This window comes from Pseudomonas sp. SbOxS1, assembly GCF_013416725.1.
In the GTDB taxonomy this organism is placed as follows: Bacteria; Pseudomonadota; Gammaproteobacteria; order Pseudomonadales; family Pseudomonadaceae; genus Aquipseudomonas.
Genome location: NZ_JAAVXC010000032.1, coordinates 290,749 through 317,227, shown reverse-complemented (window position 1 = coordinate 317,227; position 26,479 = coordinate 290,749). Strand labels below are relative to the sequence as shown.

At 60.8% G+C, this 26,479-nt stretch carries 25 protein-coding genes; 11 read left to right on the top strand and 14 right to left on the bottom strand.

All coding sequences use genetic code 11. The features are described from left to right. The 4 genes from HFK74_RS25595 to HFK74_RS25580 all read left to right on the top strand — a co-directional run. A partial coding sequence (locus tag HFK74_RS25595) for an aldehyde dehydrogenase family protein (RefSeq protein WP_180205897.1) occupies positions 1 to 687 on the top strand: 687 nt, incomplete at its 5' end. Positions 688 to 909: 222 nt separating this feature from the next. Further along, the gene (locus tag HFK74_RS25590) at positions 910 to 2,394 is read left to right on the top strand and encodes an APC family permease (protein ID WP_180205896.1); all 1,485 of its coding nucleotides are present in this window, start codon (positions 910 to 912) and stop codon (positions 2,392 to 2,394) included. A 203-nt stretch (positions 2,395 to 2,597) separates the two neighbouring features. Then, the gene (locus tag HFK74_RS25585) at positions 2,598 to 2,846 is read left to right on the top strand and encodes a CopG family ribbon-helix-helix protein (RefSeq protein ID WP_008057832.1); all 249 of its coding nucleotides are present in this window, start codon (positions 2,598 to 2,600) and stop codon (positions 2,844 to 2,846) included. Beyond that, entirely contained in the window at positions 2,824 to 3,114 is a 291-nt protein-coding gene (locus HFK74_RS25580) for a type II toxin-antitoxin system RelE/ParE family toxin (RefSeq protein WP_180205895.1), read from the top strand. The genes HFK74_RS25585 and HFK74_RS25580 overlap by 23 nt, the downstream gene beginning before the upstream one ends. A gap of 52 nt (positions 3,115 to 3,166) precedes the next feature. On the opposite strand, the gene HFK74_RS25575 is transcribed toward HFK74_RS25580, so the two are convergent. After that, positions 3,167 to 3,352, bottom strand: coding sequence for a hypothetical protein (locus HFK74_RS25575; RefSeq protein WP_008057830.1), 186 nt, complete (start codon positions 3,350 to 3,352; stop codon positions 3,167 to 3,169). Positions 3,353 to 3,765: 413 nt separating this feature from the next. Between HFK74_RS25575 and HFK74_RS25570 the strand changes: the two genes are divergently transcribed. Further along, positions 3,766 to 5,391, top strand: a complete 1,626-nt coding sequence (locus tag HFK74_RS25570; RefSeq protein ID WP_180205894.1) for a glucan biosynthesis protein D — start codon at positions 3,766 to 3,768, stop codon at positions 5,389 to 5,391. A gap of 56 nt (positions 5,392 to 5,447) precedes the next feature. Here the strand turns inward: HFK74_RS25570 and HFK74_RS25565 are convergent, their stop codons facing one another. The 3 genes from HFK74_RS25565 to HFK74_RS25555 all read right to left on the bottom strand — a co-directional run bounded on the left by HFK74_RS25565 (position 5,448) and on the right by HFK74_RS25555 (position 9,146). Then, a complete protein-coding gene (locus HFK74_RS25565; protein ID WP_180205893.1) occupies positions 5,448 to 6,554 on the bottom strand; it encodes an NADH:flavin oxidoreductase/NADH oxidase in 1,107 nt (368 codons plus the stop codon). 282 nt (positions 6,555 to 6,836) lie between these two features. Next, a complete protein-coding gene (gene recJ / locus HFK74_RS25560; RefSeq protein ID WP_008057825.1) occupies positions 6,837 to 8,546 on the bottom strand; it encodes a single-stranded-DNA-specific exonuclease RecJ in 1,710 nt (569 codons plus the stop codon). A 57-nt stretch (positions 8,547 to 8,603) separates the two neighbouring features. Continuing rightward, positions 8,604 to 9,146, bottom strand: a complete 543-nt coding sequence (locus HFK74_RS25555; protein WP_008057823.1) for a YaeQ family protein — start codon at positions 9,144 to 9,146, stop codon at positions 8,604 to 8,606. Positions 9,147 to 9,293: 147 nt separating this feature from the next. On the opposite strand from HFK74_RS25555, the gene HFK74_RS25550 reads away from it, so the two are divergent. After that, on the top strand, positions 9,294 to 10,493 hold the full coding sequence (locus tag HFK74_RS25550; protein ID WP_180205892.1) for a CaiB/BaiF CoA-transferase family protein: 1,200 nt from the start codon (positions 9,294 to 9,296) through the stop codon (positions 10,491 to 10,493). Beyond that, positions 10,447 to 11,418 carry a TIGR02285 family protein gene (locus HFK74_RS25545; protein WP_180205891.1) on the top strand — a complete coding sequence of 324 codons (972 nt, stop codon included), beginning with the start codon at positions 10,447 to 10,449 and terminating at the stop codon, positions 11,416 to 11,418. Before HFK74_RS25550 ends, HFK74_RS25545 begins: the two co-directional genes overlap by 47 nt. Positions 11,419 to 11,589: 171 nt before the next feature. On the opposite strand, the gene HFK74_RS25540 is transcribed toward HFK74_RS25545, so the two are convergent. From HFK74_RS25540 to xerD, 5 genes are all read right to left on the bottom strand, one after another. Beyond that, a complete protein-coding gene (locus HFK74_RS25540) occupies positions 11,590 to 11,877 on the bottom strand; it encodes a DUF3509 domain-containing protein (protein ID WP_008057818.1) in 288 nt (95 codons plus the stop codon). Positions 11,878 to 12,149: 272 nt separating this feature from the next. After that, positions 12,150 to 13,559 (bottom strand): threonine synthase, encoded by a 1,410-nt coding sequence (gene thrC / locus HFK74_RS25535; protein ID WP_008057816.1) that lies wholly within the window; start codon positions 13,557 to 13,559, stop codon positions 12,150 to 12,152. Positions 13,560 to 13,628: 69 nt separating this feature from the next. Then, positions 13,629 to 14,933 (bottom strand): homoserine dehydrogenase, encoded by a 1,305-nt coding sequence (locus HFK74_RS25530; protein ID WP_180205890.1) that lies wholly within the window; start codon positions 14,931 to 14,933, stop codon positions 13,629 to 13,631. Between the two features lie 123 nt (positions 14,934 to 15,056). After that, positions 15,057 to 15,788 carry a bifunctional protein-disulfide isomerase/oxidoreductase DsbC gene (dsbC, locus tag HFK74_RS25525; protein WP_180205889.1) on the bottom strand — a complete coding sequence of 244 codons (732 nt, stop codon included), beginning with the start codon at positions 15,786 to 15,788 and terminating at the stop codon, positions 15,057 to 15,059. A gap of 251 nt (positions 15,789 to 16,039) precedes the next feature. Beyond that, positions 16,040 to 16,936 (bottom strand): site-specific tyrosine recombinase XerD, encoded by an 897-nt coding sequence (gene xerD, locus HFK74_RS25520; RefSeq protein ID WP_180205888.1) that lies wholly within the window; start codon positions 16,934 to 16,936, stop codon positions 16,040 to 16,042. Positions 16,937 to 17,041: 105 nt separating this feature from the next. On the opposite strand from xerD, the gene HFK74_RS25515 reads away from it, so the two are divergent. After that, complete coding sequence (locus tag HFK74_RS25515; RefSeq protein ID WP_180205887.1) at positions 17,042 to 18,850, top strand: sodium:proton antiporter; 1,809 nt, start codon at positions 17,042 to 17,044, stop codon at positions 18,848 to 18,850. Positions 18,851 to 19,024: 174 nt separating this feature from the next. Here the strand turns inward: HFK74_RS25515 and rplS are convergent, their stop codons facing one another. The 5 genes from rplS to ffh all read right to left on the bottom strand — a co-directional run bounded on the left by rplS (position 19,025) and on the right by ffh (position 22,596). Continuing rightward, positions 19,025 to 19,375, bottom strand: coding sequence for a 50S ribosomal protein L19 (gene rplS, locus HFK74_RS25510; protein ID WP_003175895.1), 351 nt, complete (start codon positions 19,373 to 19,375; stop codon positions 19,025 to 19,027). Between the two features lie 45 nt (positions 19,376 to 19,420). Beyond that, positions 19,421 to 20,173 carry a tRNA (guanosine(37)-N1)-methyltransferase TrmD gene (trmD, locus tag HFK74_RS25505; RefSeq protein ID WP_008057805.1) on the bottom strand — a complete coding sequence of 251 codons (753 nt, stop codon included), beginning with the start codon at positions 20,171 to 20,173 and terminating at the stop codon, positions 19,421 to 19,423. Positions 20,174 to 20,175: 2 nt separating this feature from the next. Continuing rightward, on the bottom strand, positions 20,176 to 20,712 hold the full coding sequence (gene rimM, locus HFK74_RS25500; RefSeq protein WP_180205886.1) for a ribosome maturation factor RimM: 537 nt from the start codon (positions 20,710 to 20,712) through the stop codon (positions 20,176 to 20,178). Between the two features lie 5 nt (positions 20,713 to 20,717). Next, complete coding sequence (gene rpsP / locus HFK74_RS25495) at positions 20,718 to 20,969, bottom strand: 30S ribosomal protein S16 (RefSeq protein WP_003198088.1); 252 nt, start codon at positions 20,967 to 20,969, stop codon at positions 20,718 to 20,720. Positions 20,970 to 21,219: 250 nt separating this feature from the next. Beyond that, positions 21,220 to 22,596: a signal recognition particle protein gene (gene ffh / locus HFK74_RS25490; RefSeq protein ID WP_180205885.1), complete on the bottom strand. Its 1,377-nt coding sequence runs from the start codon at positions 22,594 to 22,596 to the stop codon at positions 21,220 to 21,222. A gap of 195 nt (positions 22,597 to 22,791) precedes the next feature. On the opposite strand from ffh, the gene HFK74_RS25485 reads away from it, so the two are divergent. The 3 genes from HFK74_RS25485 to HFK74_RS25475 all read left to right on the top strand — a co-directional run bounded on the left by HFK74_RS25485 (position 22,792) and on the right by HFK74_RS25475 (position 26,421). Further along, positions 22,792 to 23,604: an inner membrane protein YpjD gene (locus tag HFK74_RS25485; RefSeq protein WP_032831493.1), complete on the top strand. Its 813-nt coding sequence runs from the start codon at positions 22,792 to 22,794 to the stop codon at positions 23,602 to 23,604. Between the two features lie 12 nt (positions 23,605 to 23,616). After that, entirely contained in the window at positions 23,617 to 24,870 is a 1,254-nt protein-coding gene (locus tag HFK74_RS25480; RefSeq protein ID WP_180205884.1) for a transporter associated domain-containing protein, read from the top strand. A gap of 234 nt (positions 24,871 to 25,104) precedes the next feature. Next, a complete protein-coding gene (locus HFK74_RS25475; RefSeq protein ID WP_180205883.1) occupies positions 25,105 to 26,421 on the top strand; it encodes an MFS transporter in 1,317 nt (438 codons plus the stop codon). The last annotated feature ends 58 nt before the right edge of the window (positions 26,422 to 26,479 follow it).

Below are 26,479 nucleotides of genomic sequence, written 5' to 3'. Positions count from 1 at the left end.
CTGGGCGGCAAGGCCCCGGTGATCATCTTCGACGACGCCGACATCGACGCCGCCGTCGACGGCATCCGCACCTTCGGTTTCTACAACGCCGGCCAGGACTGCACCGCCGCCTGCCGCATCTATGCCCAGGCAGGCATCTACGAGAAATTCGTCGAGAAGCTCGGCGCCGCGGTCAGCAGCATCAAGTACGGCTTGCAGGACGATCCATCGACCGAGCTCGGCCCGCTGATCACCGCGCAACACCGCGACCGCGTCGCCGGGTTCGTCGAACGCGCCGTGGCACAGCCGCACATTCGCTTGATCACGGGCGGCAAGGCTGCCCCGGGCAATGGTTTCTTCTTCGAACCCACCGTGCTGGCCGACGCCCAGCAAGACGACGAGATCGTCCGTCGCGAGGTGTTCGGGCCGGTGGTGTCGGTGACTAAATTCAGCGATGAAGCGCAAGTGCTGGGCTGGGCCAACGATTCGGACTACGGCCTGGCGTCCTCGGTGTGGACCGCCGATGTCGGCCGCGCCCATCGCCTGTCGGCGCGCTTGCAGTACGGCTGCACCTGGGTGAATACGCACTTCATGCTGGTCAGCGAAATGCCCCATGGCGGGCAGAAGCTGTCGGGGTATGGCAAGGACATGTCGATGTATGGGTTGGAAGATTACACCGTTGTGCGGCATGTGATGTTCAAGCATTAAAAGCTTCGCTGGCAAGCCAGCTCCTACAAAGGTTACGCAACCCTGTAGGAGCTGGCTTGCCAGCGAACGAGTCGACTCGGTTTCAAGGTCGAAACCGACAACACGTACCACCAGGTTTCAAGGTCAGACCAACAAAACAATAACCACCGATCCGGGCGGCGCCTCCAGGCTCCGCCACGGCATCGGACATCCGAAATCTGCCGATTTTCCGGAGAAACACACATGACTGCATCACCCGATCTCTCTGCCGCCGTCGTCGACAGCGACGCCGAGCAACTGCGAAAACTGGGTTACACCTCCAACTTCAATCGCAGCATGAGCCTGTGGGAAAACTTCGCCCTGGGCTTCACTTATCTCTCGCCGGTCGTAGGGGTTTATACCCTCTTCGGCCTGTGCCTCGCCGCTGGCGGGCCGCCGATGTTCTGGGCCTACCTGCTGGTCGGTTGCGGCCAATTGCTGGTGTGCCTGATCTTCGGTGAAGTGGTTTCGCAGTTCCCGATTTCCGGTGGCGTGTACCCCTGGGCGCGTCGCCTGGTGGGCAAACGCTGGGCGTGGATGGTCGGCTGGATCTACTCCATCGCCCTGTGCGTCACCATCGCCGCCGTAGCCGTCGGCGCCGGCCCATACCTGGCCGCCATGCTGGGTTTTGAACCGAGCAACAACACCAACATCGTCATCGCCCTGGTGCTGACGCTGTTCGCCACCCTGGTCAACCTCAGCGGCACCAAGGTGCTGGCGCGCATCGCCATGTTCGGCTTCCTCTGCGAACTGGTGGGGGCGGTGATCGTCGGCGTGTACCTGCTGATCTTCGAGCGTCACCAGTCGATCAGCGTGCTGTTCAACACCTTCGACATCAGCGTCAACGGCTCGTACCTGCCGGCCTTCCTCACCGCTTCGCTGGCGGGGATGTTCCTGTACTACGGCTTCGAGGCCTGCGGCGACGTGGCCGAAGAAACCCCGAACCCGAGCAAGAAAATTCCGGTGGCCATGCGCATGACCATCTACATCGGCGGCGTTGCGGCGATGTTCGCCTGCCTGGCGCTGATCCTCGCCGTGCCGGACATGCAAGCGGTGATCGACGGCACTGACAAGGACCCGGTCGGCACCATCCTCAACAACGCTTTCGGCCCGGTGGGCTCGAAGATGGTGATGGGCGTGGTGATGATTTCCTTCATCTCCTGCGTCATCAGCCTGCAAGCGGCGGCGAGTCGCCTGCTGTACTCCTACGCCCGGGATGAAATGGTCATCGGCAGCCGACTGCTGAAGAGGATTTCTCCGACAACCCAGGTTCCGGTTGCGGCACTGTTCGTGTCCGGCGTCCTGCCGGCGTTGATCATCATCCTCGGCTTCTTCCTGCAGGATGCGGTCGCCACCATCGTCAGCTTCGCCGCCATCGGTATCTACCTGGCCTTCCAGATGATCGTGCTGGCGGCACTGTACGCACGCCTCAAAGGCTGGAAACCCAGCGGCAAATTCACCCTCGGCGCCTGGGGCTGGGCAGTGAACATCGGCGCACTGGTCTACGGCGTCGGCGCAATCATCAACATGGCCTGGCCACGGACACCAGATGCAGCGTGGTACATCAACTACGCCATGGTGCTGAGCACCGCCATCGTCATTGGGCTGGGGTTGCTCTACATGTGGATCGCCAAGCCGTATGACCACGGCACGGCGCCTGCGGGGGATGCGTGGAAGGTTAGTCGCTAATGGAAGTTGCCCCGGTGCCAATAGGCACCGGGGTCATCACATGCCTTAAGCAGGCAAGCATTTCGAAACAGTTCCTGGCGTCCCGCAGATGCATCCCCAGCTAGAGTTTCCCAACCACGCACGTGGTAGTGGTTGACGATAGTCGCAGCAGGGCCTAGGGTGTTTACGTCGTTTACAACGTATACATCTTTAGGAGAGCCACCATGGCCTCGCCCGTTTTGTCGTTTCGTGTCGAAGAACTCCTGGCCCAACAACTGGATCAGCTGGCGGCTGCCACCGACCGCGACCGTCAGTACCACCTCAAGCGTGCATTGGTTCGATACGTGGAAGCCGAGTCATGGCATCTGCAAGCCATAAGCGACGGCATAGCCGATGCCGATGCTGGAAAACTGACCGATCTGGACGCCGTGAAGGCTAAGTGGGAAAAACGTGCCGAGCGTAGTACTGACTGAGAACGCTGAAAGCGACCTGGATGCCATCCATGAACATTACCGAAAGGTCATAGGCGCGGGTACTGCCATCGAGATTATTTCCAACATGCTGCAATGTTTCCGGCAGTTGGAACAGTTTCCCGGCTCAGGCAGGCCTTCTGTCATGCCTGATGTACGAGAGTTGGTACTTGGCCGCTATCCCTTCATTGCCCCGTATCGATTTGCCAATGGCCAGATACAGGTGTTGAGGGTGCTGCATCAGCGTTCGGAACGTTCTCAGGATTGGTAAGGGGAGAACGTCCAGCCGCGACAGGATTGCCGCGACTGAATGTTCCATTTCTTCAAAACCGCGAAACACTGCGCATCGCATCCACCAGATAACGCATCGCAATACGGTCACTCTCCGACAATTCCCGATAGCGCTCCACCAGCTTCATCTCCTCGCTATTGAGCCGACGTCTTCGCCGGCCAGTAGATAGGCACGCAAAGATTCCCAGGATTTCGGTGATGCCTTGTACTTTCGACATGGACGATGTCCTTCTCTACGTCAAAGAAAACTTCAGAAACCGCATCGCCCTACCCCTTTTCAGCAGTCACCCTGTGTCCACTGAAGCCACCGGTCCGAAGGGCAGAAACCGGTCATGCCCATAGAATAGAAACTATCCGGGCGCTGAAAAGTACTTTTTAGAGTAATTAGTCGAAAAAAGCAGAAATGCCCTTTAAATCAGAACTTACTGTCGGAAACGTTAACCGACATCTCTTGTTTCATTGCCGCGCCATCGTCACGCCATCAATCATTTTTTCTGCGCAACCGAACGGTTTAAGCTATTCGTTATCTGTTTAAAAGGCAGTTGCGTTTGGCCGAAGGCATGTCCGAACCGATATTTTTGATCCAGCAGTGCCAGGGCCGGCGCGGGATCGTTCACGACAGGTTGAATTTATGCATCGCAGGAATTTGCTCAAGGCCTCCATGGCCATCGCGGCCTACACCGGTTTGTCGGCCACCGGACTGCTCGCTGCCCGAGCCTGGGCAAGCAATGGCACGGCGGATGGCGAGGCTCAGGCGTTCGACTTCGACGCACTGAAGACCCAGGCCAAGCAACTGGCCAGCAAGAGCTATCAGGATACCAAGCAGGTGCTGCCGCCCACCCTGGCGACCATGACCCCGCAGAACTTCAACGCGATCCGCTATGACGGCAAGCATTCGTTGTGGAATGACTTGAATGGTCAGCTGGATGTGCAGTTTTTCCATGTGGGCATGGGTTTTCGCCAGCCGGTGCGCATGTACAGCGTCGACCCCAAGAGCCACATGGCCCGCGAAGTACATTTCCGCCCTTCGTTGTTCAACTATGAAAATACGTCCGTCGACACCCAGCAGCTCAAGGGCGACCTGGGCTTTTCCGGGTTCAAGCTGTTCAAGGCGCCGGAACTGGACAAGCACGATGTGGTGTCTTTCCTCGGCGCCAGCTACTTCCGCGCGGTAGACGCCACCGGCCAGTACGGCTTGTCGGCCCGCGGCCTGGCGATCGACACCTACGCGAAGAAGCGCGAGGAATTCCCCGACTTCACCAAGTTCTGGTTCGAGACGCCCGACAAGGACAGCACCCGTTTCGTGGTCTACGCCTTGCTCGATTCGCCGAGTGCCACCGGCGCCTATCGTTTTGACATCGATTGCCAGGCCGAGCGCGTGGTCATGGAGGTCGACGCCCATGTCAACGCGCGTACCGCCATCGAACAACTGGGCATCGCGCCGATGACCAGCATGTTCAGCTGCGGCACCCACGAGCGCCGCATGTGCGACACCATTCACCCGCAGATCCACGACTCCGATCGCCTGGCGATGTGGCGTGGCAACGGCGAATGGATCTGCCGCCCGCTGAACAACCCGGCCACCCTGCAGTTCAACGCCTTCACCGACAAGGACCCGAAAGGTTTCGGCCTGGTGCAGACCGATCACGAGTTCGCCAACTACCAGGACACCGTCGACTGGTACAGCCGACGCCCCAGCCTGTGGGTGGAACCGACGACCCCGTGGGGCGAAGGCTCTATCGATCTGCTGGAAATTCCTACCACCGGCGAGACCCTCGACAACATCGTTGCCTTCTGGACCCCGAAAAAACCGGTCGCGGCCGGCGACTCGCTGAACTACGGCTACAAACTCTACTGGAGTGCCCTGCCGCCCGTTGGCACGCCGCTGGCACGGGTCAACGCGACCCGTTCGGGCATGGGCGGTTTCACCGAAGGCTGGGCACCGGGCGAGCATTACCCGGACGTCTGGGCCCGTCGCTTCGCCGTGGACTTCAACGGCGGCGGCCTGGATCGCCTGCCGCAGGGCACCGGTATCGAACCGGTGGTCACCTGCTCGAACGGCCAGGTGAAGGACTTCAACGTGCTGGTGCTCGATGACATCAAGGGCTACCGCATCATTTTTGACTGGTACCCGACCAACGACAGTGTCGAACCGGTGGAGCTGCGCCTGTTCATCCGCACCAATGACCGCACGCTGAGTGAAACCTGGCTGTACCAGTACTTCCCGCCAGCGCCGGACAAGCGCAAGTACACCTGACGGAAAAAACAAAGCCCCGGTCAAATCGACCGGGGCTTTTTGCTTTGCAGCCTCACTCAATCACGCAAATCCGACTCATGAATGGGCTGGTCACGGTGGGTTGCGCGGTGATACTGCGCTGGCCATATGGCCTTGCGCCCGCCCAGGTCATCGTCGGCATGCAGCGCCCAATAAGGATCACGCAACAGCTCACGAGCGAGGAAGATGATGTCGGCCTGGCAGGTGCGCAGGATATGCTCGGCCTGTGCCGGCTCGGTGATCATGCCTACAGTGCCGGTGGCGATGCCTGACTCCTTGCGCACACGCTCGGCGAAGCGGGTCTGATAACCCGGGCCTGTGGGGATTTCCGCGTTGACGGCCGTGCCGCCCGACGAAACATCGATCAGGTCCACGCCCAGGTCTTTCAGGCGTCGCGCCAGTTCGACGGTTTCATCCGGGTTCCAGCCATCCTCCACCCAGTCGGTGGCGGACACCCGCACGAACAGCGGTAACTCTTCCGGCCAGACCTTGCGCACCGCTTCGGTGACTTGCAACACCAGGCGAATGCGGTTTTCGAAGGAACCGCCGTACTGATCACGCCGCTGATTGCTCAGGGGCGAAAGAAACTGGTGCAGCAGATAACCATGGGCCGCATGCACTTCGACCACCTTGAAACCGGCCGTGAGCGCGCGCTGCGCGGCGTCGACAAAGGCCTGGATGATCTTGGCGATGTCACCGTCGTCGAGCTGCCTGGGTTGTGTGTGCTGAGGGTCGAACGCGATCGGTGACGGGCCGACCGGCTGCCAGCCGCCCTCTTCAATTTTTACGCTGCCATGCTTGCCGAGCCAGGGGCGATAGGTACTGGCCTTGCGCCCGGCGTGGGCCAGCTGGATGCCGGCAACGGCGCCTTGAGCGGCAATGAATCGGGTGATGCGCTGCAGGGGTTCGATCTGTTCATCGTTCCACAGGCCAAGGTCCTGGTCGGTGATACGCCCGTCGGCCGTGACCGCCGTGGCTTCGGTAAAAACCAGTCCCGCACCGCCGACAGCGCGACTACCGAGGTGGACCAGGTGCCAGTCATTGGCCAGGCCATCGACGCTCGAATACTGGCACATGGGCGATACCGCAATGCGGTTGAGCAGGGTCAATTGACGAAGGGTGTAGGGTTCAAGCAGCAGACTCATGGGGCACCTCTCAAATCAGTGGGCAGGCTCCAGGGTTCTGTTTGAATAGTCGACGAGTGACATGAAAGGGATGCAGCACCCGCCCCCGCGGGCAAAAAATTGACAAGACGTCACAAGGATAATCAAGCAGTGCTTTAGAGCCTAGTCGACATCGGGAGATGGTGGAGGGTTCTGACGAATTCGGTACCAAGGAGATCGCCATCGCGAGCAGGCTCGCTCCCACAGGGGATTGCGCAATCCTGTGGGAGCGAGCCGGCTCCGGGCGGCGTTCCGACGATGGGGTCAACGGGGTTCGATGTGGGCAATCATCAGTTGAACCGTCTCGTTACCGCGAAACTCGTTCACGTCGAGTTTGTAAGCCAATTCGACCCACTTGATGGTCGGATTCGGCCAGATGTCACGGTCGATGCCAAAGGCAATGCCATCGAGTTTGACCGAGCCGCATTCACTTCTTAGCACCACTTTAAGGTGCCGTTCGCCGACGACGCGCTGCTCGACCAACTGGAACACCCCATGAAACAGCGGCTCCGGGAAGTGCTGCCCCCAAGGGCCGGCATGGCGCAAAGCACGCGCCAGTTCCAGGTGAAACTCCTCGACAGCCAGGGTACCGTCCGACAACAAACGCCCGGTCAGGTCTTCTTCGCGCAATTGCCGACGCACTTCCGCGTCGAAAGCTTCGGCGAACAGCGGAAAATTCGCCTCCGGCAGCGTCAGGCCAGCGGCCATGGCGTGGCCACCGTATTTGGTGATCAGGTTCGGATGCTGCGCCGCCACCACGCTCAAGGCGTCGCGAATATGAAAGCCCTGGACCGAACGTCCCGAGCCCTTGAGCAAGCCGTCGCCAGCATCGGCAAAGGCGATGGTCGGACGGAAATAACGCTCTTTCATGCGCGAGGCCAGGATGCCGATGACGCCCTGGTGCCATTCGGGATCGAACAGGCACAAACCAAACGGCATCGATTCCACCGGCAAATCCTTGAGCTGGGCCAGCGCTTCACGCTGCATGCCCTGCTCGATGGATTTGCGGTCCTGGTTCATCCCGTCCAGTTGCGCCGCCATCTCCCGCGCGAGCGCCGCGTCTTCGGTCAGCAGGCATTCGATGCCCAGGCTCATGTCATCCAGTCGCCCGGCGGCGTTGAGGCGCGGCCCGACAATGAACCCCAGGTCGGTGGAGGTGATGCGCGCATGATCGCGCTTGGCCACTTCGAGAATCGCCTTGATCCCCGGCCGGGCACGTCCGGCGCGTATCCGTTCCAGGCCCTGATGCACCAGGATGCGGTTATTGGCATCCAGCGGCACCACGTCGGCCACGCTGCCCAGCGCCACCAGATCGAGCAGTTCGCCGATGTTCGGCTGTGGCTTGCTGGCGTACCAGCCGAGTTCGCGCAAACGCGCGCGCAAGGCCATCAGCACATAAAAAATCACCCCGACGCCGGCCAGCGCCTTGCTCGGGAACGTGCAACCGGGCTGGTTCGGATTGACGATGGCATCGGCCAGCGGCAGTTCGTCGCCCGGCAAGTGGTGGTCGGTGACCAACACGTTGAGCCCGGCCTTTTTCGCCGCGGCCACACCCTCGACACTGGAAATGCCGTTGTCCACGGTAATCAGCAACTGAGGCTGACGCTCCAGGGCCACCGCGACGATTTCCGGGGTCAGGCCGTAACCGTAGTCGAATCGGTTGGGCACCAGATAGTCGACATGCGCCGCACCCAGCAGGCGCAAGCCCAGAGTGCCCACGGTACTGGCTGTGGCGCCGTCGGCATCAAAGTCGCCCACGATCAGGATCCGCTGGCGCTGCTCGAGCGCAGTCACCAGCAAATCCACCGCCGCCTCGATGCCCTTGAGCTGCTGGAACGGAATCAGCCGCGCCAGGCTTTTGTCCAGTTCGGCTTCGGATTGCACGCCCCGCGCTGCGTACAGCCGGGTCAACAGCGGTGGAATATCACCGAGAAATGGCAGGGTGTCGGGCAGCAGGCGAGGTTCGATGCGCATGGGGTGACAGGGGCTTCTCTTCAATACGTAGGATTAAACCGGTGAGGCAGCGACTGATCAGCCGCGTTCGCCCAACAGCCACTGCAACTGGACTTCATGCTGGCCGCGGTCGTCGGTGACGAAAATCGTCCCTTCGCTGATCATCACGTCCCACTTGATCACCCGGGGCATGTCTTTGGCCAGGGTTTCCAGGACTTCCTGAGGGACCGCCGCGATGTTGACGTTTTTCAGGTTCTTGATCGCCGGGATCACCTTGCCTTCCCACACGCGCAGGCTGCCGTAGGCCAGCAGGCTGGTGCGTTCGGTGCGGCGCGAGCACCAGGTCAGGCGATCGGCGTCCGGTTGACCGACTTCGATCCAGTGCAGGACACGGTCATCCAGGCTCTTTTCCCACAACGCTGGTTCATCCACGTCCGACAGGCCACGGCCGAACGACAGCTGCTCGTTGTACCAGAGGGCGTAGGCCAACAGGCGCACGGTCATGCGCTCTTCGGTTTCCGAAGGGTGGCGGGCGATGGTCTGCTTGACGGACTCGTAGACGCTGCGATCGAGGTCGGTGAGGTTCAGTTCAAACTTGTAGGTCGTGGACGGCTGGGCCATGAACGGGCTTCTTGATACGTGGAAAGGCGGCAAGTCTAACCGATGCAGCCACCAATCAACGAATAGAAGGCGATCTCCCTTGGGCGCCTGACAGTCGGCTATGTTAAAACTCTGTACTCGCTCAACCTTTGTCCTACAGGAACCCGCATGCCGTCCTCTGCCAAACCGCTCTCAGGTCTGAAAGTCATCGAATTGGGTACCTTGATCGCCGGCCCGTTCGCCTCGCGCATTTGCGCTGAATTCGGTGCCGATGTGGTCAAGGTCGAATCGCCGGACGGTGGCGATCCTTTGCGCAAATGGCGCAAGTTGTACGAGGGCACCTCGCTGTGGTGGTTCGTCCAGGCACGCAATAAAAAGTCGCTGACGCTGAACCTCAAGCATCCGGACGGCCTGGCGATCCTGAAAAAACTGCTCGGTGAAGCAGACATCCTGATCGAGAACTTCCGCCCCGGCGTGCTGGAAAAGCTTGGCCTGGGCTGGGACGTCCTGCATGCCTTGAATCCCAAGCTGGTCATGGTGCGGCTCTCGGGCTTCGGCCAGACCGGCCCGATGAAGGATCAGCCCGGGTTTGGCGCGGTCGGCGAATCCATGGGCGGCCTGCGCTACATCACCGGGTTTGAGGACCGGCCACCGGTGCGCACCGGGATTTCCATCGGTGATTCGATTGCCGCGCTGTGGGGCGTGATCGGTGCCCTGATGGCCCTGCGTCACCGCGAGGTCAATGGCGGTGAGGGCCAAGTGGTGGACGTGGCGCTGTACGAGGCGATCTTCGCCATGATGGAAAGCATGGTGCCGGAGTTCGACGTGTTCGGCTTCATCCGCGAACGTACCGGCAACATCATGCCGGGCATCACGCCCTCCTCGATCCACACCAGTGCCGATGGCAAGCATGTGCAGATCGGCGCCAATGGCGATGCGATCTTCAAGCGTTTCATGCTGATCATCGGCCGGGAGGACCTGGCCAACGATCCGCTGCTGGCCAGCAATGACGGCCGGGACAGCCGTCGCGACGAAATCTACGGGGTCATCGATCGCTGGGTCAATTCGCTGCCCCTGGACACCGTCATCGAGCGCTTGAACCAGGCCGACGTACCGGCCAGCCGGATCTTCAGCGCCGAGGACATGTTCAGCGATCCTCAGTACCTGGCCCGGGAAATGTTCCTGCAGGCCAAACTGCCCGATGGCAAGGACTTCAAGATGCCGGGGATCGTGCCGAAACTCTCAGAGACTCCCGGTGATTGTGCATGGGTCGGGCCGCAACTGGGTGAGCACAACGCCCAGGTACTCCAGGAACTTGGCTATGACGCGTCGCAGATCACACAGCTGCGCAAAGACGGGGCCATCTGAGCCCAAGCGTCTGATTGCGCGATTCATCACGCCCGGCCTGTTGCGGGACGGGCGGCGACGCCTGGGCGCGTTGGCGAGCCTGGCCCTGATCATTGCGCTGGCCTCGCCGGTGTCGGCGCAGCCCAAGGAAAACCTGGTCTGGCTGAAACGCGATCTACCGCCGCTGTTCATTTTCGACGGTCCGGAAAAGGGCCAGGGGGTCATCGATCAATTGCTCCGGCAACTGATCGCCGGCATGCCGCAGTACCGGCACAGTGTGTTGAAGGTCAATCGTGCCCGTGGCCTGCAAAAGCTCCACGAACCCTCCCTCACCTGCGACGCGGCGCTGAACTGGAGCAAGGAGCGCGAAAGCTGGATCGCATTTTCCCTGCCGGTCTTTCGCGCCATGAGCAATGGCCTGGCCGTGCGCAGCAAAGATCGGGAAGTACTGACGCCGTTCCTCAAGGATGGAGAGGTGGACCTGGCCGCCCTGCTGGCCACCGGCAACGTGACCCTGGGCATCGTTGCCGAACGCAACTATGGCGAATTTCTCGACACCCTGCTCAAACAGGCGCCGGGCAAGGCCCTGACGCTCCATTATGGCAACGACGCCTTGGGCAGCCTGCTGCAAATGCAACGCCTGGGACGCCTGCAATTGCTGTTGGGCTATCGCCCGGAAATTCGCTATCAGACCCGGCAACAGGGGATCGCCGAAGATGAACTGCAGTTCTACCCGATTCGCGGCACCGGCAAATACCTGTCCGGCTACATCGGCTGCACCAATACGCCCCAGGGCCGCCAGGCGATCATCGAGATCAACCAACTGCTGCGTGCCCTGCCCCGGGATCACCTGAGCGAGGCGTACGCCGGGTGGCTCGACCCGCAAAGCCGCAGCGACTACCTGCAAGCGGCCAAAGAATTTTTCGAGCACCAGGACGGCTACTGACAATGGCCGGGCAAAAAGAAACCCCGAGAAGTGGGGAGACATCTCGGGGTTAAACGTGGTCTTTTTCAAAGACCCGTAACAGCAAGCGACAAGCACCGGAGCACAATGCTTGCTCCTGCTGTTAATGGGTCTGACTGATCCGGATGCAGGAAGGTTCCCACAATCGTCAATTCAATTTCGGCTGGCCAGCAATTTGTCCTGTGCCGCATTGCGCAACGCCGCGATCACGCAGGGTTCCAGGCGTCCTTCAGCAATCAGCACGTCGCGGTGCAAGCCGTCTACGACATCCGTCAGCTGGCGCTTGTCGGTCAATTGCGCCTGGTTGAACGCGCGATCGACCACGATGGCGCCGATTTCATTCTTCAAGGTCACCCGGCATTCGCCATGCATGCCTGACGGGGTCAACGTCACCTGGTACGGGCTCAGGGCCTCACCGAGCAAGAGACTGATACTTTCCATCCGATCACCACTCAATAGTCCGAAAACAAAGTGCCTGGGGGCGTGTGTACAGTAAATGACCGCTGGCCCGAGTAGAAAGTTCTGGGGATGAACCTGCGTCTCTGGTCGATAGAGCATGCACGGCGAAGATGACAGGGAAAAAACAACCGCATCACGTCCGTCCGGTTCGTCGACCGGTAGATAGCCATTGGGATCGCTATTGGCAAATGCGGCCTGCAAAAACAACAAAGCCCGTCAGGAGACGGGCTTTGTTGAGTGACAGGGTTAGCCTGTTACAAAGGCTTACCACGGTTGCCATGCTGGCTGACAAAGGCTTGAACGGCCTTGAGGTCATTCGGCAAGACGGTGCAGCGCTCGTCTCTTTCAAACAAATCAGACAGATGTGCAGGGAGCTCGAGGGCTTTTCCTACACCCGCTTTTTCCACGGCGTCGGGGAATTTGACCGGATGGGCCGTGCCCAGGATCACCATCGGGATATCCAGGCTGCGACGGCATTCCCGTGCGGCCTTGACGCCGATCGCGGTGTGCGGGTCCAGCACTTCGCCGGTCTGTTCAAAGACTTCGGCGATGGTTTCGCAGGTTTGCGCATCGTCCACGGCCAGCGAGTCGAACAGTTTGCGTGCTTCGGTCCAGCGCTCTTGCTCGACGCTGAAACCGCCGCCCTGCTTGAAGCTGTCCATCAGCCCGGCAATCGCCGCGCCGTTGCGGCCGTGCAGGTCGAACAGCAGGCGTTCGAAGTTCGAGGACACCATGATGTCCATCGACGGCGACAGGGTCGCGTGCAGGGTTTCCTTGACGTACTGGTTGCCGCTCATGAAGCGGTGCAGGATGTCGTTGCGGTTGGTGGCGACGATCAACTGGTTGATCGGCAGGCCCATGTTGCGTGCCAGGTAACCGGCGAAGATGTCGCCGAAGTTACCGGTGGGCACCGAGAACGCCACCGAACGCGCCGGACCGCCCAGCTGCAGGGCCGCGTGGAAGTAGTAGACGATCTGGGCCATGATCCGCGCCCAGTTGATCGAGTTTACCGCCACCAGGCGTGTGCCCTTGAGGAAGCCCTGGTCGGCGAAGCTCGCCTTGACCATTTCCTGGCAATCATCGAAGTTGCCTTCGATGGCGATGTTGTGGATGTTCTCGCCGAAAATGGTCGTCATCTGGCGACGCTGCACTTCGGACACACGGTTGTGCGGGTGCAGGATGAAGATGTCGACGTTTTCGCAGTGCTTGCAGCCTTCGATGGCCGCCGAGCCGGTATCGCCGGACGTGGCGCCGACGATCACCACGCGCTCGCCGCGCTTTTCCAGCACGTAGTCGAGCAGGCGACCGAGCAGTTGCAGGGCGAAGTCCTTGAACGCCAGGGTCGGGCCGTGGAACAGCTCCAGCACCCATTCGTTGCCGTTCAGCTGACGCAATGGCGCGACGGCGCTGTGGGCAAACACACCGTAGGTTTCTTCAAGGATCTTTTTAAAATCGGCATCCGGAATGCTGCCGGTGACGAACGGACGCATAACGCGAAAAGCCAGCTCGTGATACGGCAGGCCGGCCCAGGAAGCGATTTCTTCCTGGGTGAAACGTGGCAGGTTTTCCGGGACGTACAGACCGCCGTCGGTGGCAAGACCTGCCAGCAGGACGTCTTCGAAATTCAGGGCCGGTGCCTGGCCGCGGGTACTGATGTAACGCATGACTGACTCCATTGGGACAGTGTTCGCAATGCCGGGCGCCGCTCACGGCGCCCGGTAATCGATAACGACTTAGTTCAGGTGCTCGACGCGGATTCGTACAACCGGACCGACCACACCCGCCAAGGCTTCCAAAGCGGCGATGGCGTCGTTGATACGCTGCTCCACCACACGGTGGGTCAGCAGGATCATCGGCACCAGGCCATCGTGCTCCTCGGCTTCCTTCTGCATGATCGACTCGATGTTGATGCCGCGCTCGGACAGGATGCTGCCCACCTGGGCCAGGACGCCCGGATGATCCTTGGCCTGGATCCGCAGGTAGTACGCGCTTTCGCAGGCTTCGATCGGCAGGATCGGGTGCGCCGACAGCGAATCCGGCTGGAAGGCCAGGTGCGGTACGCGGTTTTCCGGGTCCGAGGTCATGGCGCGAACCACGTCGACCAGGTCGGCGATGACCGACGAAGCGGTCGGCTCCATGCCGGCACCCGCACCGTAGAACAAGGTCGAACCGGCGGCGTCGCCGTTGACCATCACCGCGTTCATCACGCCGTTGACGTTGGCGATCAGGCGATCGGCCGGGATCAGCGTCGGGTGCACGCGCAACTCGATACCGGCCGCGGTGCTGCGCGCCACGCCCAGGTGCTTGATGCGGTAGCCCAAGGCTTCGGCGTAGTTCACGTCAGCGGTGGTCAGCTTGGTGATGCCTTCGGTGTAGGCCTTGTCGAACTGCAGCGGGATGCCGAAGGCAATCGACGCCAGGATCGTCAGCTTGTGCGCCGCATCGATGCCTTCGACGTCGAAGGTCGGGTCGGCTTCGGCGTAGCCCAGGGCTTGCGCTTCGGCCAACACGTCTTCGAAGGTCCGGCCTTTCTCGCGCATCTCGGTGAGAATGAAGTTGCCGGTGCCGTTGATGATGCCGGCCACCCAGTTGATGCGGTTGGCGGACAGGCCCTCACGGATCGCCTTGATCACCGGGATGCCGCCGGCCACGGCCGCTTCGAACGCGACGATCACGCCCTTCTCGCGTGCCTTGGCGAAAATTTCATTACCGTGAACGGCGATAAGCGCCTTGTTCGCGGTGACCACATGCTTGCCATTCTCGATGGCCTTGAGTACCAGCTCGCGGGCAACGGTGTAGCCGCCCATCAGCTCTATGACGATGTCGATCTCAGGGTTCGTGGCCACTTCGAAGACATCGGTGGTAATCGCAATACCGGTCGTTTGGAACTGAGGCTTTGGCGTGCGCATGGCAATTTGTGCCACTTCGATTCCACGCCCGGCACGACGAGCAATTTCCTCGGCGTTGCGCTGAAGTACGTTGAAGGTACCGCCACCGACGGTCCCTAACCCACAGATGCCTACTTTGACCGGTTTCACTGTGAACTCCCCATAAAACGGCCGACTCGAGGCCGGCCGTGAAAACAGCCGCATGCTCGCGGCTCACTATTGATGGCCCGACTGAGCTGCCGTCGGACCACACGCGTCAAAGGCTGACTCGTATTACTTTGCGCTCAGCGCCAGTTTGGCGACTTGTGGCGCCGGCTGGTAGCCCGGAATGACCTGGCCGTCGGCCAAAACGATGGCCGGCGTGCCATTCACGCCAATCGACTGGCCGAGGGCGAACTGCTTGGACACCGGGTTATCGCACTTGGCGGCCTTGATTTCCTTGCCGTCGACCATCTTGTCCATGGCCGCTTTCTTGTCCTTGGAGCACCAGACCGCCTGCAGCTGCTCGTCACCCGGCGAGCCCAGGCCCTGGCGTGGAAACGCAACATAGCGCACTTCGATGCCGCGCTTGTTCAGCTCAGGCACTTCGGCGTGCAGTTTATGGCAGTACGGGCAGGTGGTGTCGGTGAACACGGTGATGTGCGACTTGGTTTCACCAATGGCCGGGTACACCACGGTTTCCGCGACTGGGATGGCGTTGACCAGTTTGGAAACGCCCAGGCGTTCGGTCTTCTCGGTCAGGTTGACCGGTTTGCCGTCCTTGAGATCGAACAGGTAGCCCTGGACCACGTACTGGCCGTCGGCACTGGCGTACAGCACGCGGCTGCCCTTGAGCTTGACTTCATACAGGCCCGGCAGCGGGCTGGCGGAGATGCTTTCTACCGGTACTTCGAGCTGGAGGTTTTCCAGGCTTTTACGAATGGCTTTATCCGCCGCGTCATCGGCGACGGCAAAGGTGCTGACCAACGCAATGGCGGCGGCGGCGAAAATCTGGGTCAGACGCATGAGAACTCCTGAAGGCGGACAAATGGGACGCTCAGAACGCCCGTGCCGAAACACCGGGTCATAAACGCCCATCGTGCAAACCGGCAAAGCCTACCACATAAGGCCCGTGTGGCCGACTCCCGGTGATGCAAGGCATTGCAGAGCGCTTTTCTGTGGGAGCGAGCCTGCTCGCGATTGCGGTTTTTCAGGCGCCATCCATGTTGGATGTGCTGGCCCTATCGCGAGCAGGCTCGCTCCCACAGGGATTTCATTCAGCCGCGGGGGTGGTGTTTGGCGTGCAGGTCCTGCAAACGCGCCCGGGCGACGTGGGTGTAGATCTGGGTGGTCGACAGGTCGCTGTGGCCGAGCAGCATCTGCACCACCCGCAAATCAGCGCCATGGTTGAGCAGGTGCGTGGCAAAGGCATGGCGCAAGGTATGCGGCGACAGCGACTTGCCGATCCCCGCGACCTTGGCCTGGTGCTTGATCCGGTGCCAGAACGTCTGGCGAGTCATCTGCTCGCCGCGCTGGCTGGGGAACAACACATCGCTGGGCCGCCCGCCGAGCAACTCGCCGCGACCATCGCGCAGATAGCGTTCGACCCAGACGATCGCCTCCTCGCCCATCGGCACCAGCCGCTCCTTGCTGCCCTTGCCCATTACCCGCAACACCCCCTGGCGCAGGTTGACCTGCTCCAGCGTCAGACTGATCAGCTCTGTCACCCGCAGACCACAGGCATAGAGCACTTCGAGCATGGCGCGGTCGCGCTGGCCGATGGCCTCGCTTAAATCCGGTGCCTTGAGCAAGGCTTCGACGTCAGCTTCCGACAGGGATTTAGGCAAGGGCCTGCCCAACTGCGGCATGTCCACGCGCAAGGTCGGATCGACGGCGATCAGCTTTTCCCGCAACAGATAGCGATAAAAACCCCGCACACCCGAAAGAAATCGCGCCGTGGAGCGGGGTTTGTAGTTCTGTTCCAGCCGCCAGGACAGGTGATCGAGGATCAATTCGCGACCGGCATTGACCAATTCCAGGCCCTTCTCCTGCAGCCAGCCATTGAACAGGGCCAGGTCGCTGCGATAAGCATCGCGGGTGTTGTCGGAAAGGCCTTTTTCCAGCCACAGCGCGTCGAGGAATTGGTCTATCAGTGGATGATCGATAGCAGGCATGGTCGCTCTAGACACGCCGTCCCGGGACGGCGTGCGAAAAAAGGGTGAACGGAAAAATGGCCGCTAGTCTTTCATAGCAAGCTACTTCAAGGAACAGGAGCTTCGATGAACGAACAGCAAATTCTGTTGGCGATTGGCGGCATTGGAGCGGCGGCGTTGGGTTGCCAGTGGCTGGCATGGCGCCTGAAATTGCCGGCGATCCTTTTCCTGTTGCTGACCGGGATTCTGGTCGGGCCGATCCTGGGATGGCTCGACCCGCAAGTGATGTTCGGACCGCTGCTGATGCCGCTGGTGTCGCTGGCGGTGGCGCTGATTCTGTTTGAAGGCAGCCTGACGCTGCATCTGTCGGAATGGCGCGAGATCGGCAGCGTGGTGCATCGACTCGTCACTATCGGCGCGCTCGCGACCTGGGTGGTCATCGCCGTCGCGACCCATTACCTGCTGGATTTTGACTGGCTGCTCGCCATTCTCTTCGGCAGCCTGACGCTGGTCACCGGCCCCACGGTGATCGTCCCGATGCTGCGCGTGGTACGGCCCAAGGCCTCGATTGCCAACATCCTGCGCTGGGAAGGCATTGTCATCGACCCGATTGGCGCCCTGCTCGCCGTGGTGGTCTACAGCTTCATCATCGCCAGCGCGGCGGGCGAAGGCCTTAGCCATAGCCTGCTGACCTTCGGCGGTGTGATTGTGTGTGGCAGCGTGTTCGGCCTGGCCGGTGGCTGGGTGCTCGGCATGATTATCCGGCGCCAGTGGCTGCCAGAGTACCTGCACAACCTGGCCGCGCTGGCCTCGGTGCTGGGGATTTTCATCAGCGCCAACGCTGTGATGCACGAGTCCGGTCTGCTGGCCGTGACCTTGATGGGCATGTGGCTGGCCAATATGAAGGGCGTGGATGTACGGCACATCCTGCACTTCAAGGAAAACCTCAGCGTACTGCTCATTTCGGGCTTGTTCATCCTGTTGGCGGCGCGCCTCGACCTGAACGCCATGATCGGCCTTGGGCCGCTGGTGCTGATTCTGCTGCTGATCATCCAGTTCATCGCCCGCCCCTTGAACGTGATGCTCTCTACCGCCGGCTCGAATTTGAGCTGGCGCGAACGGGCGCTGCTGTCATGGATAGCCCCTCGCGGGATCGTCGCGGTGGCCGTGTCGGCGATTTTCGCGATTCGCCTGCATGAGGCCGGCCACCAGGGCGCCTTGCTGCTGGTGCCACTGACCTTCGCCGTGATCATTGGCACCGTGGTGCTGCAAAGTGCCACGGCGAGGCCACTGGCGCGCTTGCTCAAGGTGGCTGAACCGGCGCCCAGCGGCTTCCTGATCGTCGGTGCCAACGGTCCGGCGCGAAGCCTGGGCAAGGCCTTGCAGCAATTGGGCAGTCGCGTGCTCCTGACCGACTCGAGCTGGGAAAACATTCGGGCGGCGCGCATGGAGGGTTTGCCGACGTACTTCGGCAATCCGGCTTCGCAGCATGCTGACGCGCACCTGGACCTGGTCGGGCTGGGGCATTTGCTGACGCTGTCGCCGTCCGGCGAACTGAACACACTGGCGTCGATGCGCTTTCGGCATGACTTTGGGCATCAACGCTTGTTCGGGCTCGCCAGTGGCCAGGAGAGTCGACGCACCGACAAGCATCGCGCCAGCCATGAGCATCGAGGACGTTTGCTGGGCAACGAGGAATTAACCTACATCAAGCTGGCCAACCAGCTGCATCAGGGGGCTGAGTTGTACAGCACGCACCTGACCGAGGGCTTTGGCTGGGAAGACTATCAGGCGTTGCATGGCGATCGTGCGACGCTGCTGTTTGCCCGTGATGACAGTGGCTGGGTGCATGTGGTGACGCCGGACAGTGCGGTCAAGCCTGCGGCGGGGTGGACGTTGCTGGCGTTGATTGAGCCCGAGACAAGCACCGCCTGAAAGATCGATTCACTCTGTAGGAGCTGGCTTGCCAGCGAAGGCGGTGTGTCTGCCGACATATTCATCGACTGTGCGGCCGTCTTCGCTGGCAAGCCAGCTCCTACAGGGACAAACAAATCGCAGGCAACAAAAAAGCAGCCCGTAGGCTGCTTTTTTCTGCATCGGAAGCTGGACTTAAGCCAGTTTTTCCTTGATGCGAGCTGCTTTACCCGACAGGTCACGCAGGTAGTACAGCTTGGCTTTACGTACGTCACCGCGACGCTTGACAGCCATGCTGTCGATTTGCGGGGAGTAGGTCTGGAAAGTACGCTCTACGCCAACACCGTTGGAGATCTTACGCACGGTGAATGCACTGTTTACGCCGCGGTTTCGCTTGGCGATTACAACGCCTTCGAACGCTTGCAGACGCGAACGGTCGCCTTCCTTCACTTTCACCTGAACGACAATGGTGTCGCCCGGGGCAAAGGTAGGGATCTCTTTGGTCATCTGCTCTGCTTCGAGTGCAAGGATGATTTTGTTAGTCATGCTGTGCTCCTAAGGTAAATCGTCGGATCTACCATCGATACGTTGTTAACTATCGTCCCGCTCGCGGATGTATTCCTCGAGCAGCTTCTTCTCTTCTCCAGAAAGCGAGCGGCTTTCCAGAAGATCGACGCGTCGTTCAAAGGTCCGACCAAGGGACTGCTTTAAACGCCAACGCCGGATGTGCGCGTGATTGCCACTTAGCAATACGTCGGGAACACGCTGATCCGCATACACCTCCGGTCGGGTGTAGTGCGGGCAATCCAGCAAACCATCCGTAAAGGAATCTTCCTCGGCGGAGTCCGCATGCCCTAAAGCTCCAGGCAGCAGTCGTGTAACCGCATCGATCAGGACCATCGCCGGCAGCTCGCCGCCAGACAGTACATAGTCGCCAATCGACCACTCTTCATCGACATGAGCATCAATAAAACGCTCGTCAATGCCTTCATAGCGGCCGGCAATCAGGATCAATGCATCCAGATTCGCCAACTCGCGTACCGCCGACTGAGTCAGTTGACGGCCTTGGGGGGACAGGTAAATCACCTTCGCTCCCTCCCCGGCGACTGCCTTGGCCTCAACCAGAGCATCTTCCAGGGGCTTGATCTTCATCACCATGCCCGGACCACCGCCAAAAGGGCGATCATCCACAGTGTGATGTCGATCCGTCGTGTAGTCTCGCGGATTCCAACAGGTAAGCTGCAACAGCCCCTGTTTCACCGCCCGACTGGTGATGCCGTACTCGCTGATGGCGGAGAACATCTCGGGAAACAAACTGATCACTTCTACGCGCAAGTTAGCCACGCTTAGAAATCCGCATCCCAATCCACCTTCATCTCGCCCGCGACCAGGTCGATGGCCAACACGCATTGCTCGGTATAGGGCAACAGGCGTTCGCGATCATCCAGGCTGCCAGCGCAAGGCTTGACCACCATTACATCATTCGAGCCGGTCTCCAGCAGGTGATCGATCGTCCCGAACAGTTGTCCGAGGGTGTCGATGACCTTGAGACCTTCCAGCTGGTACCAGTAGTACTCGCCGTCGGTCAGTTCAGGGAACAGGTTGCGCGGCACGCAGATCTCATAACCGGCCAGAAGACGAGCTTCTTCACGATCATCGAGACCCTTGAGCTTTGCGACCAGGAACTTGTCGTTCCCGCGTCCGCTGACCAGCTCTACCTGCTTTACATTGCCGTCACGCTTGAGCGTCCAGGTTTTGTAATCCAGCAGGTTCTTAATCGGATCAGTAAAGGAATACACCTTCACTTCGCCGCGAACGCCGTGAACCGAGTAAATCTTGCCGATAACGATCAAATCATCAGCAGCAGCTGGCGTCGCGTTCATATTGCTCAGGCCGCAGCCTTAGCAGATTCCTTCAACAACTGAGCAACGCGCTCAGAAGGTTGTGCACCAACGCTCAGCCAGTAGGCTACGCGCTCTTGGTTCACGGACAGACGAACTTCCTGACCACGAGCAACAGGGTTGAAGAAACCAACCTGTTCTTTGTGGGAACCGTCACGCGGGTTGCGGGAGTCGGTTACGGTCAGGTGGTAAAACGGGCGCTTTTTGGAGCCGCCAAGGGCAAGACGGATTGTTAGCATGTGAACATCGTTCCTGTAGTCGGTGCTGCAAATCTAAAGGCACAGCGGGCATAGGTGCCCGAAAGGCCGCATATTCTAAGGAATATCCGGACTTTTGCAAATGACTTTTTCCGGCTGCCTATCGGCCGCCATCCAGATTTGCTATAGAGCCGTCGGTGAAAACAGCCAGTCAGCTCCCGCCAAGTGCGGGTTTGCTGTGAATCCCACGTCCGTGTGGGGCAGCGCCGACATGACTGCCGGCGCGAATTCTTTACATTTTTGGCATGCCGCCGCCGGGCAACATACCGCCCATGCCGCGCATCATCTTGGCCATTCCGCCTTTGGCGGAGAATTTCTTCATCATCTTCTGCATCTGCTTGTGCTGCTTGATCAAGCGACCGATGTCCTGAACCTGGGTGCCGGAGCCCATGGCGATACGACGCTTGCGCGAACCGCTGATCAGCTCAGGGTCACGGCGCTCGGCCGGGGTCATGGAGTTGATGATGGCTTCCATCTGCTTGAACTGTTTCTCTGCCGCGCTCTGGGCGTTGCCCATCTGCGCCAGGTTCACACCGCCCATGTTCGGCAGCTTGTCCATGAGGCCGCCGAGGCCGCCCATGTTCTTCATCTGTTGCAGCTGGTCACGGAAGTCTTCGAGGTCGAAACCCTTGCCCTTCTTCAGCTTCTTGGCCAGCTTGTCGGCCTTGTCCTTGTCGAGCGTCGCTTCCGCCTGCTCGATGAGGCTTAGCACGTCGCCCATGCCGAGGATGCGCGAGGCGATACGCTCAGGGTGGAACGGGTCGAGCGCTTCGCTCTTCTCGCCCATACCGATGAACTTGATCGGCTTGCCGGTGATGGCACGTACCGACAGGGCGGCACCGCCACGGGCGTCGCCGTCGACCTTGGTCAGGATCACGCCGGTCAGTGGCAGCGCGTCGCCGAAGGCCTTGGCCGTGTTGGCGGCATCCTGGCCGGTCATGGCGTCGACCACGAACAATGTTTCGACCGGGGTGATCGCAGCATGCAACGCCTTGATCTCACCCATCATCTCTTCATCGATGTGCAGGCGACCGGCGGTATCGACGATGACCACGTCGATGAATTTGAGTTTCGCTTCCTTAATAGCCGCTTGCGCGATCGCGACCGGCTTCTGGCTCAGGTCGGACGGGAAGAAGGTAACGCCGACTTCACCGGCGAGCATTTCCAGCTGCTTGATAGCCGCTGGACGATAAACGTCCGCGGACACGACCATGACCGACTTTTTCTTGCGCTCTTTAAGGAAGCGCGCCAGTTTGCCGGCGGTGGTGGTTTTACCAGCACCCTGCAAACCGGCCATCAGGATGACCGCTGGCGGCACGGCGCTCAGGTTCAGGTCTTCATTGGCCGCGCCCATCAGGCTTTCGAGTTCGGCCTGGACGATCTTCACGAAGGCCTGGCCCGGCGTCAGGCTGCGCGACACCTCGGTGCCGACAGCGCGTTCCTTGACCGAATTGACGAAGTCCTTGACCACCGGCAGGGCGACGTCGGCTTCGAGCAACGCCATGCGCACTTCGCGCAGCGTGTCTTTGATGTTGTCCTCGGTCAGCTTGGCCTTGCCGGTGACGTGGCGCAGCGTCTGCGAGAGACGGTCGGTTAAGTTTTCAAACATTGCGCGATCCTTTCAGGCCCTGTGTAGACCGGGATAATGGCGGCCCAGACCGGACTAAACATGTGCTCGGCGAGCCTGCGGCGTGGGCAGGTCGCGGATTATAGCGAAGACTGCGTCTGGCGGACACCTCGCACTTTCGTGTCGCGTGGGTTCTATGCCAAACTCAGCGCCTTTCGGGCTTGCCTAACAGGACTTATGCTCCCCTTGTCACCCAGTTTGCTTGCTACCCTCGCCGCCGCCTGCTTATACGCCGCTGCGACTTTCTATCAAGGTACTCGCCTGGCCACCGGCGCCAAGGCCAACAAGCGCCTGCTGGTTACGCTCGGCGTGCTTGCGGTGCTGGCCCACAGTGCCAGCCTTGTCACCCACCTGCTGACGCCGATTGGCCTGGGCCTGGATTTTTTCAGCGCCGCCAGCCTGATTGCCGCCGCGGTCATCGCCCTGACGCTGCTGGCCTGCTCACGGATTCCGGTGGAGAACCTGCTGCTCCTGCTGTTCCCCCTGGGCGCGTTGACCGCGCTGCTGGCGCAGTTCGCCCCCGCCGGCACCGTGCAGATCATCGACGAAGCGCCCGGCATTCTCGCCCACATCCTGTTGTCGATCCTCGCCTACGGCATGTTCACCATCGCCGTGTTCCAGTCGTTGCTGCTGCTGCTCCAGGATCATCAACTCAAGCACAAGCACCCCTCGGGGCTGATCAAGAACTTCCCGCCGCTGCAAACCATGGAAAGCCTGCTGTTCGGCTTCCTCTGGGCCGGCTGGACCCTTCTGTCGCTATCGTTGATCTCCGGCTGGCTGTTCGTCGACAACCTGTTCGCCCAGCACCTGGTGCACAAGACCTTGCTGGCCTGCCTGGCCTGGATCGTCTTCAGCGTGCTGCTCTGGGGCCGCAACCGCCTTGGGTGGCGCGGTCACAAGGCCATCCGCTGGACCCTGGCCGGTTTCTGCCTGTTGATGCTGGCGTATTTCGGCAGCAAGCTGGTTCGTGAATACATCCTGCACATCTGACGGGCGGCAATAATGGACGACTTGCCCATAGGGCCGATGCTTGCAGTAGTGGCCTTGCTGATCTTATGGTCGGGCCTGTTCACTGCCATTGAAGCCGCGCAGCAGCACTTGCTGGCCCAGCGCACAGCCTCGCGCGCAAGCGACAAACCGCTGGCCAGGCTGAGCTTCCCCCTGGTCAGCCTGATTTTCTGCAACACCCTGTGCCGCGCCCTGGTGCTGGTCATCTGCACCTTGCTGGCGATTTTCACCTGGGCTGAAAATGGCCCTTGGCTGGCCTGCCTGGGCGCGGGCGCACTGCTGTTGATCCTGGCCGACTACCTGCCCCGCGCCCTCGCGGTTCGGCATCCAGACGCGATCCTGGCCCTGGGCAACACCCTGCTGGCCATCCCCCTCAAGCTCATCTACCCGGCGGCGTGGCTGCTCAACGCCATCAGCCAATTGCTGCTGCGCCCGTTCGCCCGCAAAGCCAACGTCGTGCAACAGAGCGAAGACGAGCTGGTGCCCGAGCGACACGTCCCTCACAGCCATCACGAACATGCTGTCAGCCGCCCGCACGCGCTGCCGGGCATCCACGCCCTGGACAACATCACGGTCAACGACATCCTGGTGCCGCGCAGCGAAGTCGACGGGATCAACCTCGACGACCCGATCGAAGAGATCATCGAGCAACTGCGCCACAACAAGCGCACGCGCCTTCCGGTGTTCCACAGCGACATCAACCAAGTCGAAGCGGTGCTCAATACCCGGCAAATCGCCCATTTGCTCCCCGATGGCAGCCTGACCCTGGAAGCCTTGCTGGCGGCCTGTCGCGAACCCTATTTCGTCCCTGAAAGCACCCCGCTGCAATTGCAACTGCTGAACTTCCACAAGCAACAGCGGCGCCTGGGCATGGTGGTCGACGAATACGGCGAGGTGCTGGGCATCGTCACCCTGGAAGACATTCTCGAAGAAATCGTCGGCGAATTCGAAAGCCAGCAAAGCCAGGACAACCCGCACATCCATCCACAGGCCGATGGCCGCCTGGTGATCGACGGCGCCGCCTCGATCCGCGACCTGAACAAGAGCCTGGGCTGGCACCTGCCCAGCGACGGCCCGAAAACCCTGAACGGCCTGGTGACCGAAGCGCTGGAAACCATCCCGGACTGTCCGGTATGCCTGAAAATCGGCCGCTATCGCCTGGAAATCCTCGAGACCGAGGACAATCGGGTCACGCGGGTGTTGATTTGGCATACCAACCCGTCGCCCGCTGCGTTACCCACCCGCTAGATTTGCACTTGTTGAATCGTTAGCCACCTTCCTATAATCGAGACGCTTACCCAAGCCTCGCCGCCCCGTGCTTACCCCGCACACCGCAAGTTCCGGCCTGACCATCAGAAATGTCCGCTACAAACCGACGCCTGCTCCTACCTGGAGCAGCGACCCGCGCCTGCACCCACATCCCTGGGTAATCGACCATAATAATTCGCTCCACTGGGGCACATGACTGTCAGGGATTACCGCATGACGACCAGCACGACCTATAACGACTCCACGCCCGCACAACCGGTGAACTCCGCCACCCGCGTGGCCACCGCGAGCTTCATCGGCACGGCCATCGAGTTCTACGACTTCTATGTGTACGCCACCGCCGCCGCGCTGGTGATTGGCCCGGTGTTCTTTCCCCAGACCTCCGGCACGGCACAGATGCTCTCGGCGTTCCTCACGTTCGGCATCGCCTTCCTGGCACGACCGCTGGGTTCGGCGTTGTTCGGGCACTTTGGCGACCGTATCGGCCGTAAATCGACCCTCGTCGCCTCCCTGTTGCTGATGGGCGTGTGCACCACGCTGATTGGCGTACTGCCGGGTTACGACAGCATCGGCGCCTGGGCACCGATCCTGCTGTGTGTGCTGCGCTTCGGCCAAGGCCTGGGGCTGGGTGGCGAATGGGGCGGTGCCGCCTTGCTCGCCACCGAGAATGCGCCCAAGGGCAAGCGCGCCTGGTTCGGCATGTTCCCGCAACTGGGACCATCCATCGGCTTTCTCGCGGCCAACGGCCTGTTCCTGACCTTGGCCATGGCCCTGGACGATGAGCAGTTCCGTGCCTGGGGCTGGCGGATTCCGTTCCTGCTCAGCGCCGCGCTGGTGATGGTCGGCCTGTACGTGCGCCTCAAACTCCACGAAACACCGGTGTTCGCCAACGCCATGGCGCGCCAGGAACGGGTGAAGATCCCGCTGGTGGAGCTGTTCAGCCAATACTGGGTACCGGTGTTGCTGGGGGCTGGTTCGATGGTGGTGTGCTATGCGCTGTTCTACATCTCGACCGTGTTCTCGCTGAGTTACGGCGTGGCGACGCTCGGCTACAGCCGCGAAACCTTCCTCGGCCTGCTGTGTTTCGCGGTGCTGTTCATGGCCGCCGCCACGCCGCTCTCAGCCTTGGCCAGCGACCGTTTCGGGCGTAAACCGGTGCTGATCGTCGGGGGTGTGCTAGCGATCCTGTCGGGCTTCCTGATGGAGCCGCTGCTGACCCAGGGCTCGACCTGGGGCGTGGCACTGTTCCTGTGCATCGAACTGTTTCTGATGGGCGTGACGTTTGCGCCGATGGGCGCGCTGCTTCCAGAGCTGTTTCCGACCCACGTGCGATACACCGGCGCTTCGGCGGCCTACAACCTGGGCGGGATCGTAGGGGCATCGGCGGCACCGTTCTTCGCGCAGAAACTGGTGGCGATGGGGGGATTGGGTTATGTCGGCGGGTATGTGTCGGGGGCGGCGGTGCTGAGCCTGATCGCCGTGCTGTGCCTGAAAGAGACGCGCAATAACGACCTGAATCGGGTTGCCTGAATCAGGAGCATCGCCAGCAGGCTGGCTCCCACATGGGGATTGGGTGTACACAAAATCC

Bases quoted from the DNA above. Each gene is read 5' to 3' on its own strand.
- HFK74_RS25540 (WP_008057818.1), bottom strand. From the start codon at position 11,877: ATGGAAAGTATCAGTCTCTTGCTCGGTGAGGCCCTGAGCCCGTACCAG.
- rplS (WP_003175895.1), bottom strand. From the start codon at position 19,375: ATGACTAACAAAATCATCCTTGCACTCGAAGCAGAGCAGATGACCAAA.
- HFK74_RS25550 (WP_180205892.1), top strand. From the start codon at position 9,294: ATGCCGTCCTCTGCCAAACCGCTCTCAGGTCTGAAAGTCATCGAATTG.
- HFK74_RS25565 (WP_180205893.1), bottom strand. From the start codon at position 6,554: ATGAGTCTGCTGCTTGAACCCTACACCCTTCGTCAATTGACCCTGCTC.
- recJ (WP_008057825.1), bottom strand. From the start codon at position 8,546: ATGCGCATCGAACCTCGCCTGCTGCCCGACACCCTGCCATTTCTCGGT.
- xerD (WP_180205888.1), bottom strand. From the start codon at position 16,936: ATGCCTGCTATCGATCATCCACTGATAGACCAATTCCTCGACGCGCTG.
- HFK74_RS25515 (WP_180205887.1), top strand. From the start codon at position 17,042: ATGAACGAACAGCAAATTCTGTTGGCGATTGGCGGCATTGGAGCGGCG.
- HFK74_RS25570 (WP_180205894.1), top strand. From the start codon at position 3,766: ATGCATCGCAGGAATTTGCTCAAGGCCTCCATGGCCATCGCGGCCTAC.
- HFK74_RS25545 (WP_180205891.1), top strand. From the start codon at position 10,447: ATGACGCGTCGCAGATCACACAGCTGCGCAAAGACGGGGCCATCTGAG.
- HFK74_RS25485 (WP_032831493.1), top strand. From the start codon at position 22,792: ATGCTCCCCTTGTCACCCAGTTTGCTTGCTACCCTCGCCGCCGCCTGC.
- HFK74_RS25480 (WP_180205884.1), top strand. From the start codon at position 23,617: ATGGACGACTTGCCCATAGGGCCGATGCTTGCAGTAGTGGCCTTGCTG.
- thrC (WP_008057816.1), bottom strand. From the start codon at position 13,559: ATGCGTTACATCAGTACCCGCGGCCAGGCACCGGCCCTGAATTTCGAA.
- ffh (WP_180205885.1), bottom strand. From the start codon at position 22,596: ATGTTTGAAAACTTAACCGACCGTCTCTCGCAGACGCTGCGCCACGTC.
- dsbC (WP_180205889.1), bottom strand. From the start codon at position 15,788: ATGCGTCTGACCCAGATTTTCGCCGCCGCCGCCATTGCGTTGGTCAGC.
- rpsP (WP_003198088.1), bottom strand. From the start codon at position 20,969: ATGCTAACAATCCGTCTTGCCCTTGGCGGCTCCAAAAAGCGCCCGTTT.
- HFK74_RS25475 (WP_180205883.1), top strand. From the start codon at position 25,105: ATGACGACCAGCACGACCTATAACGACTCCACGCCCGCACAACCGGTG.
- HFK74_RS25555 (WP_008057823.1), bottom strand. From the start codon at position 9,146: ATGGCCCAGCCGTCCACGACCTACAAGTTTGAACTGAACCTCACCGAC.
- HFK74_RS25575 (WP_008057830.1), bottom strand. From the start codon at position 3,352: ATGTCGAAAGTACAAGGCATCACCGAAATCCTGGGAATCTTTGCGTGC.
- rimM (WP_180205886.1), bottom strand. From the start codon at position 20,712: ATGAACGCGACGCCAGCTGCTGCTGATGATTTGATCGTTATCGGCAAG.
- HFK74_RS25585 (WP_008057832.1), top strand. From the start codon at position 2,598: ATGGCCTCGCCCGTTTTGTCGTTTCGTGTCGAAGAACTCCTGGCCCAA.
- HFK74_RS25590 (WP_180205896.1), top strand. From the start codon at position 910: ATGACTGCATCACCCGATCTCTCTGCCGCCGTCGTCGACAGCGACGCC.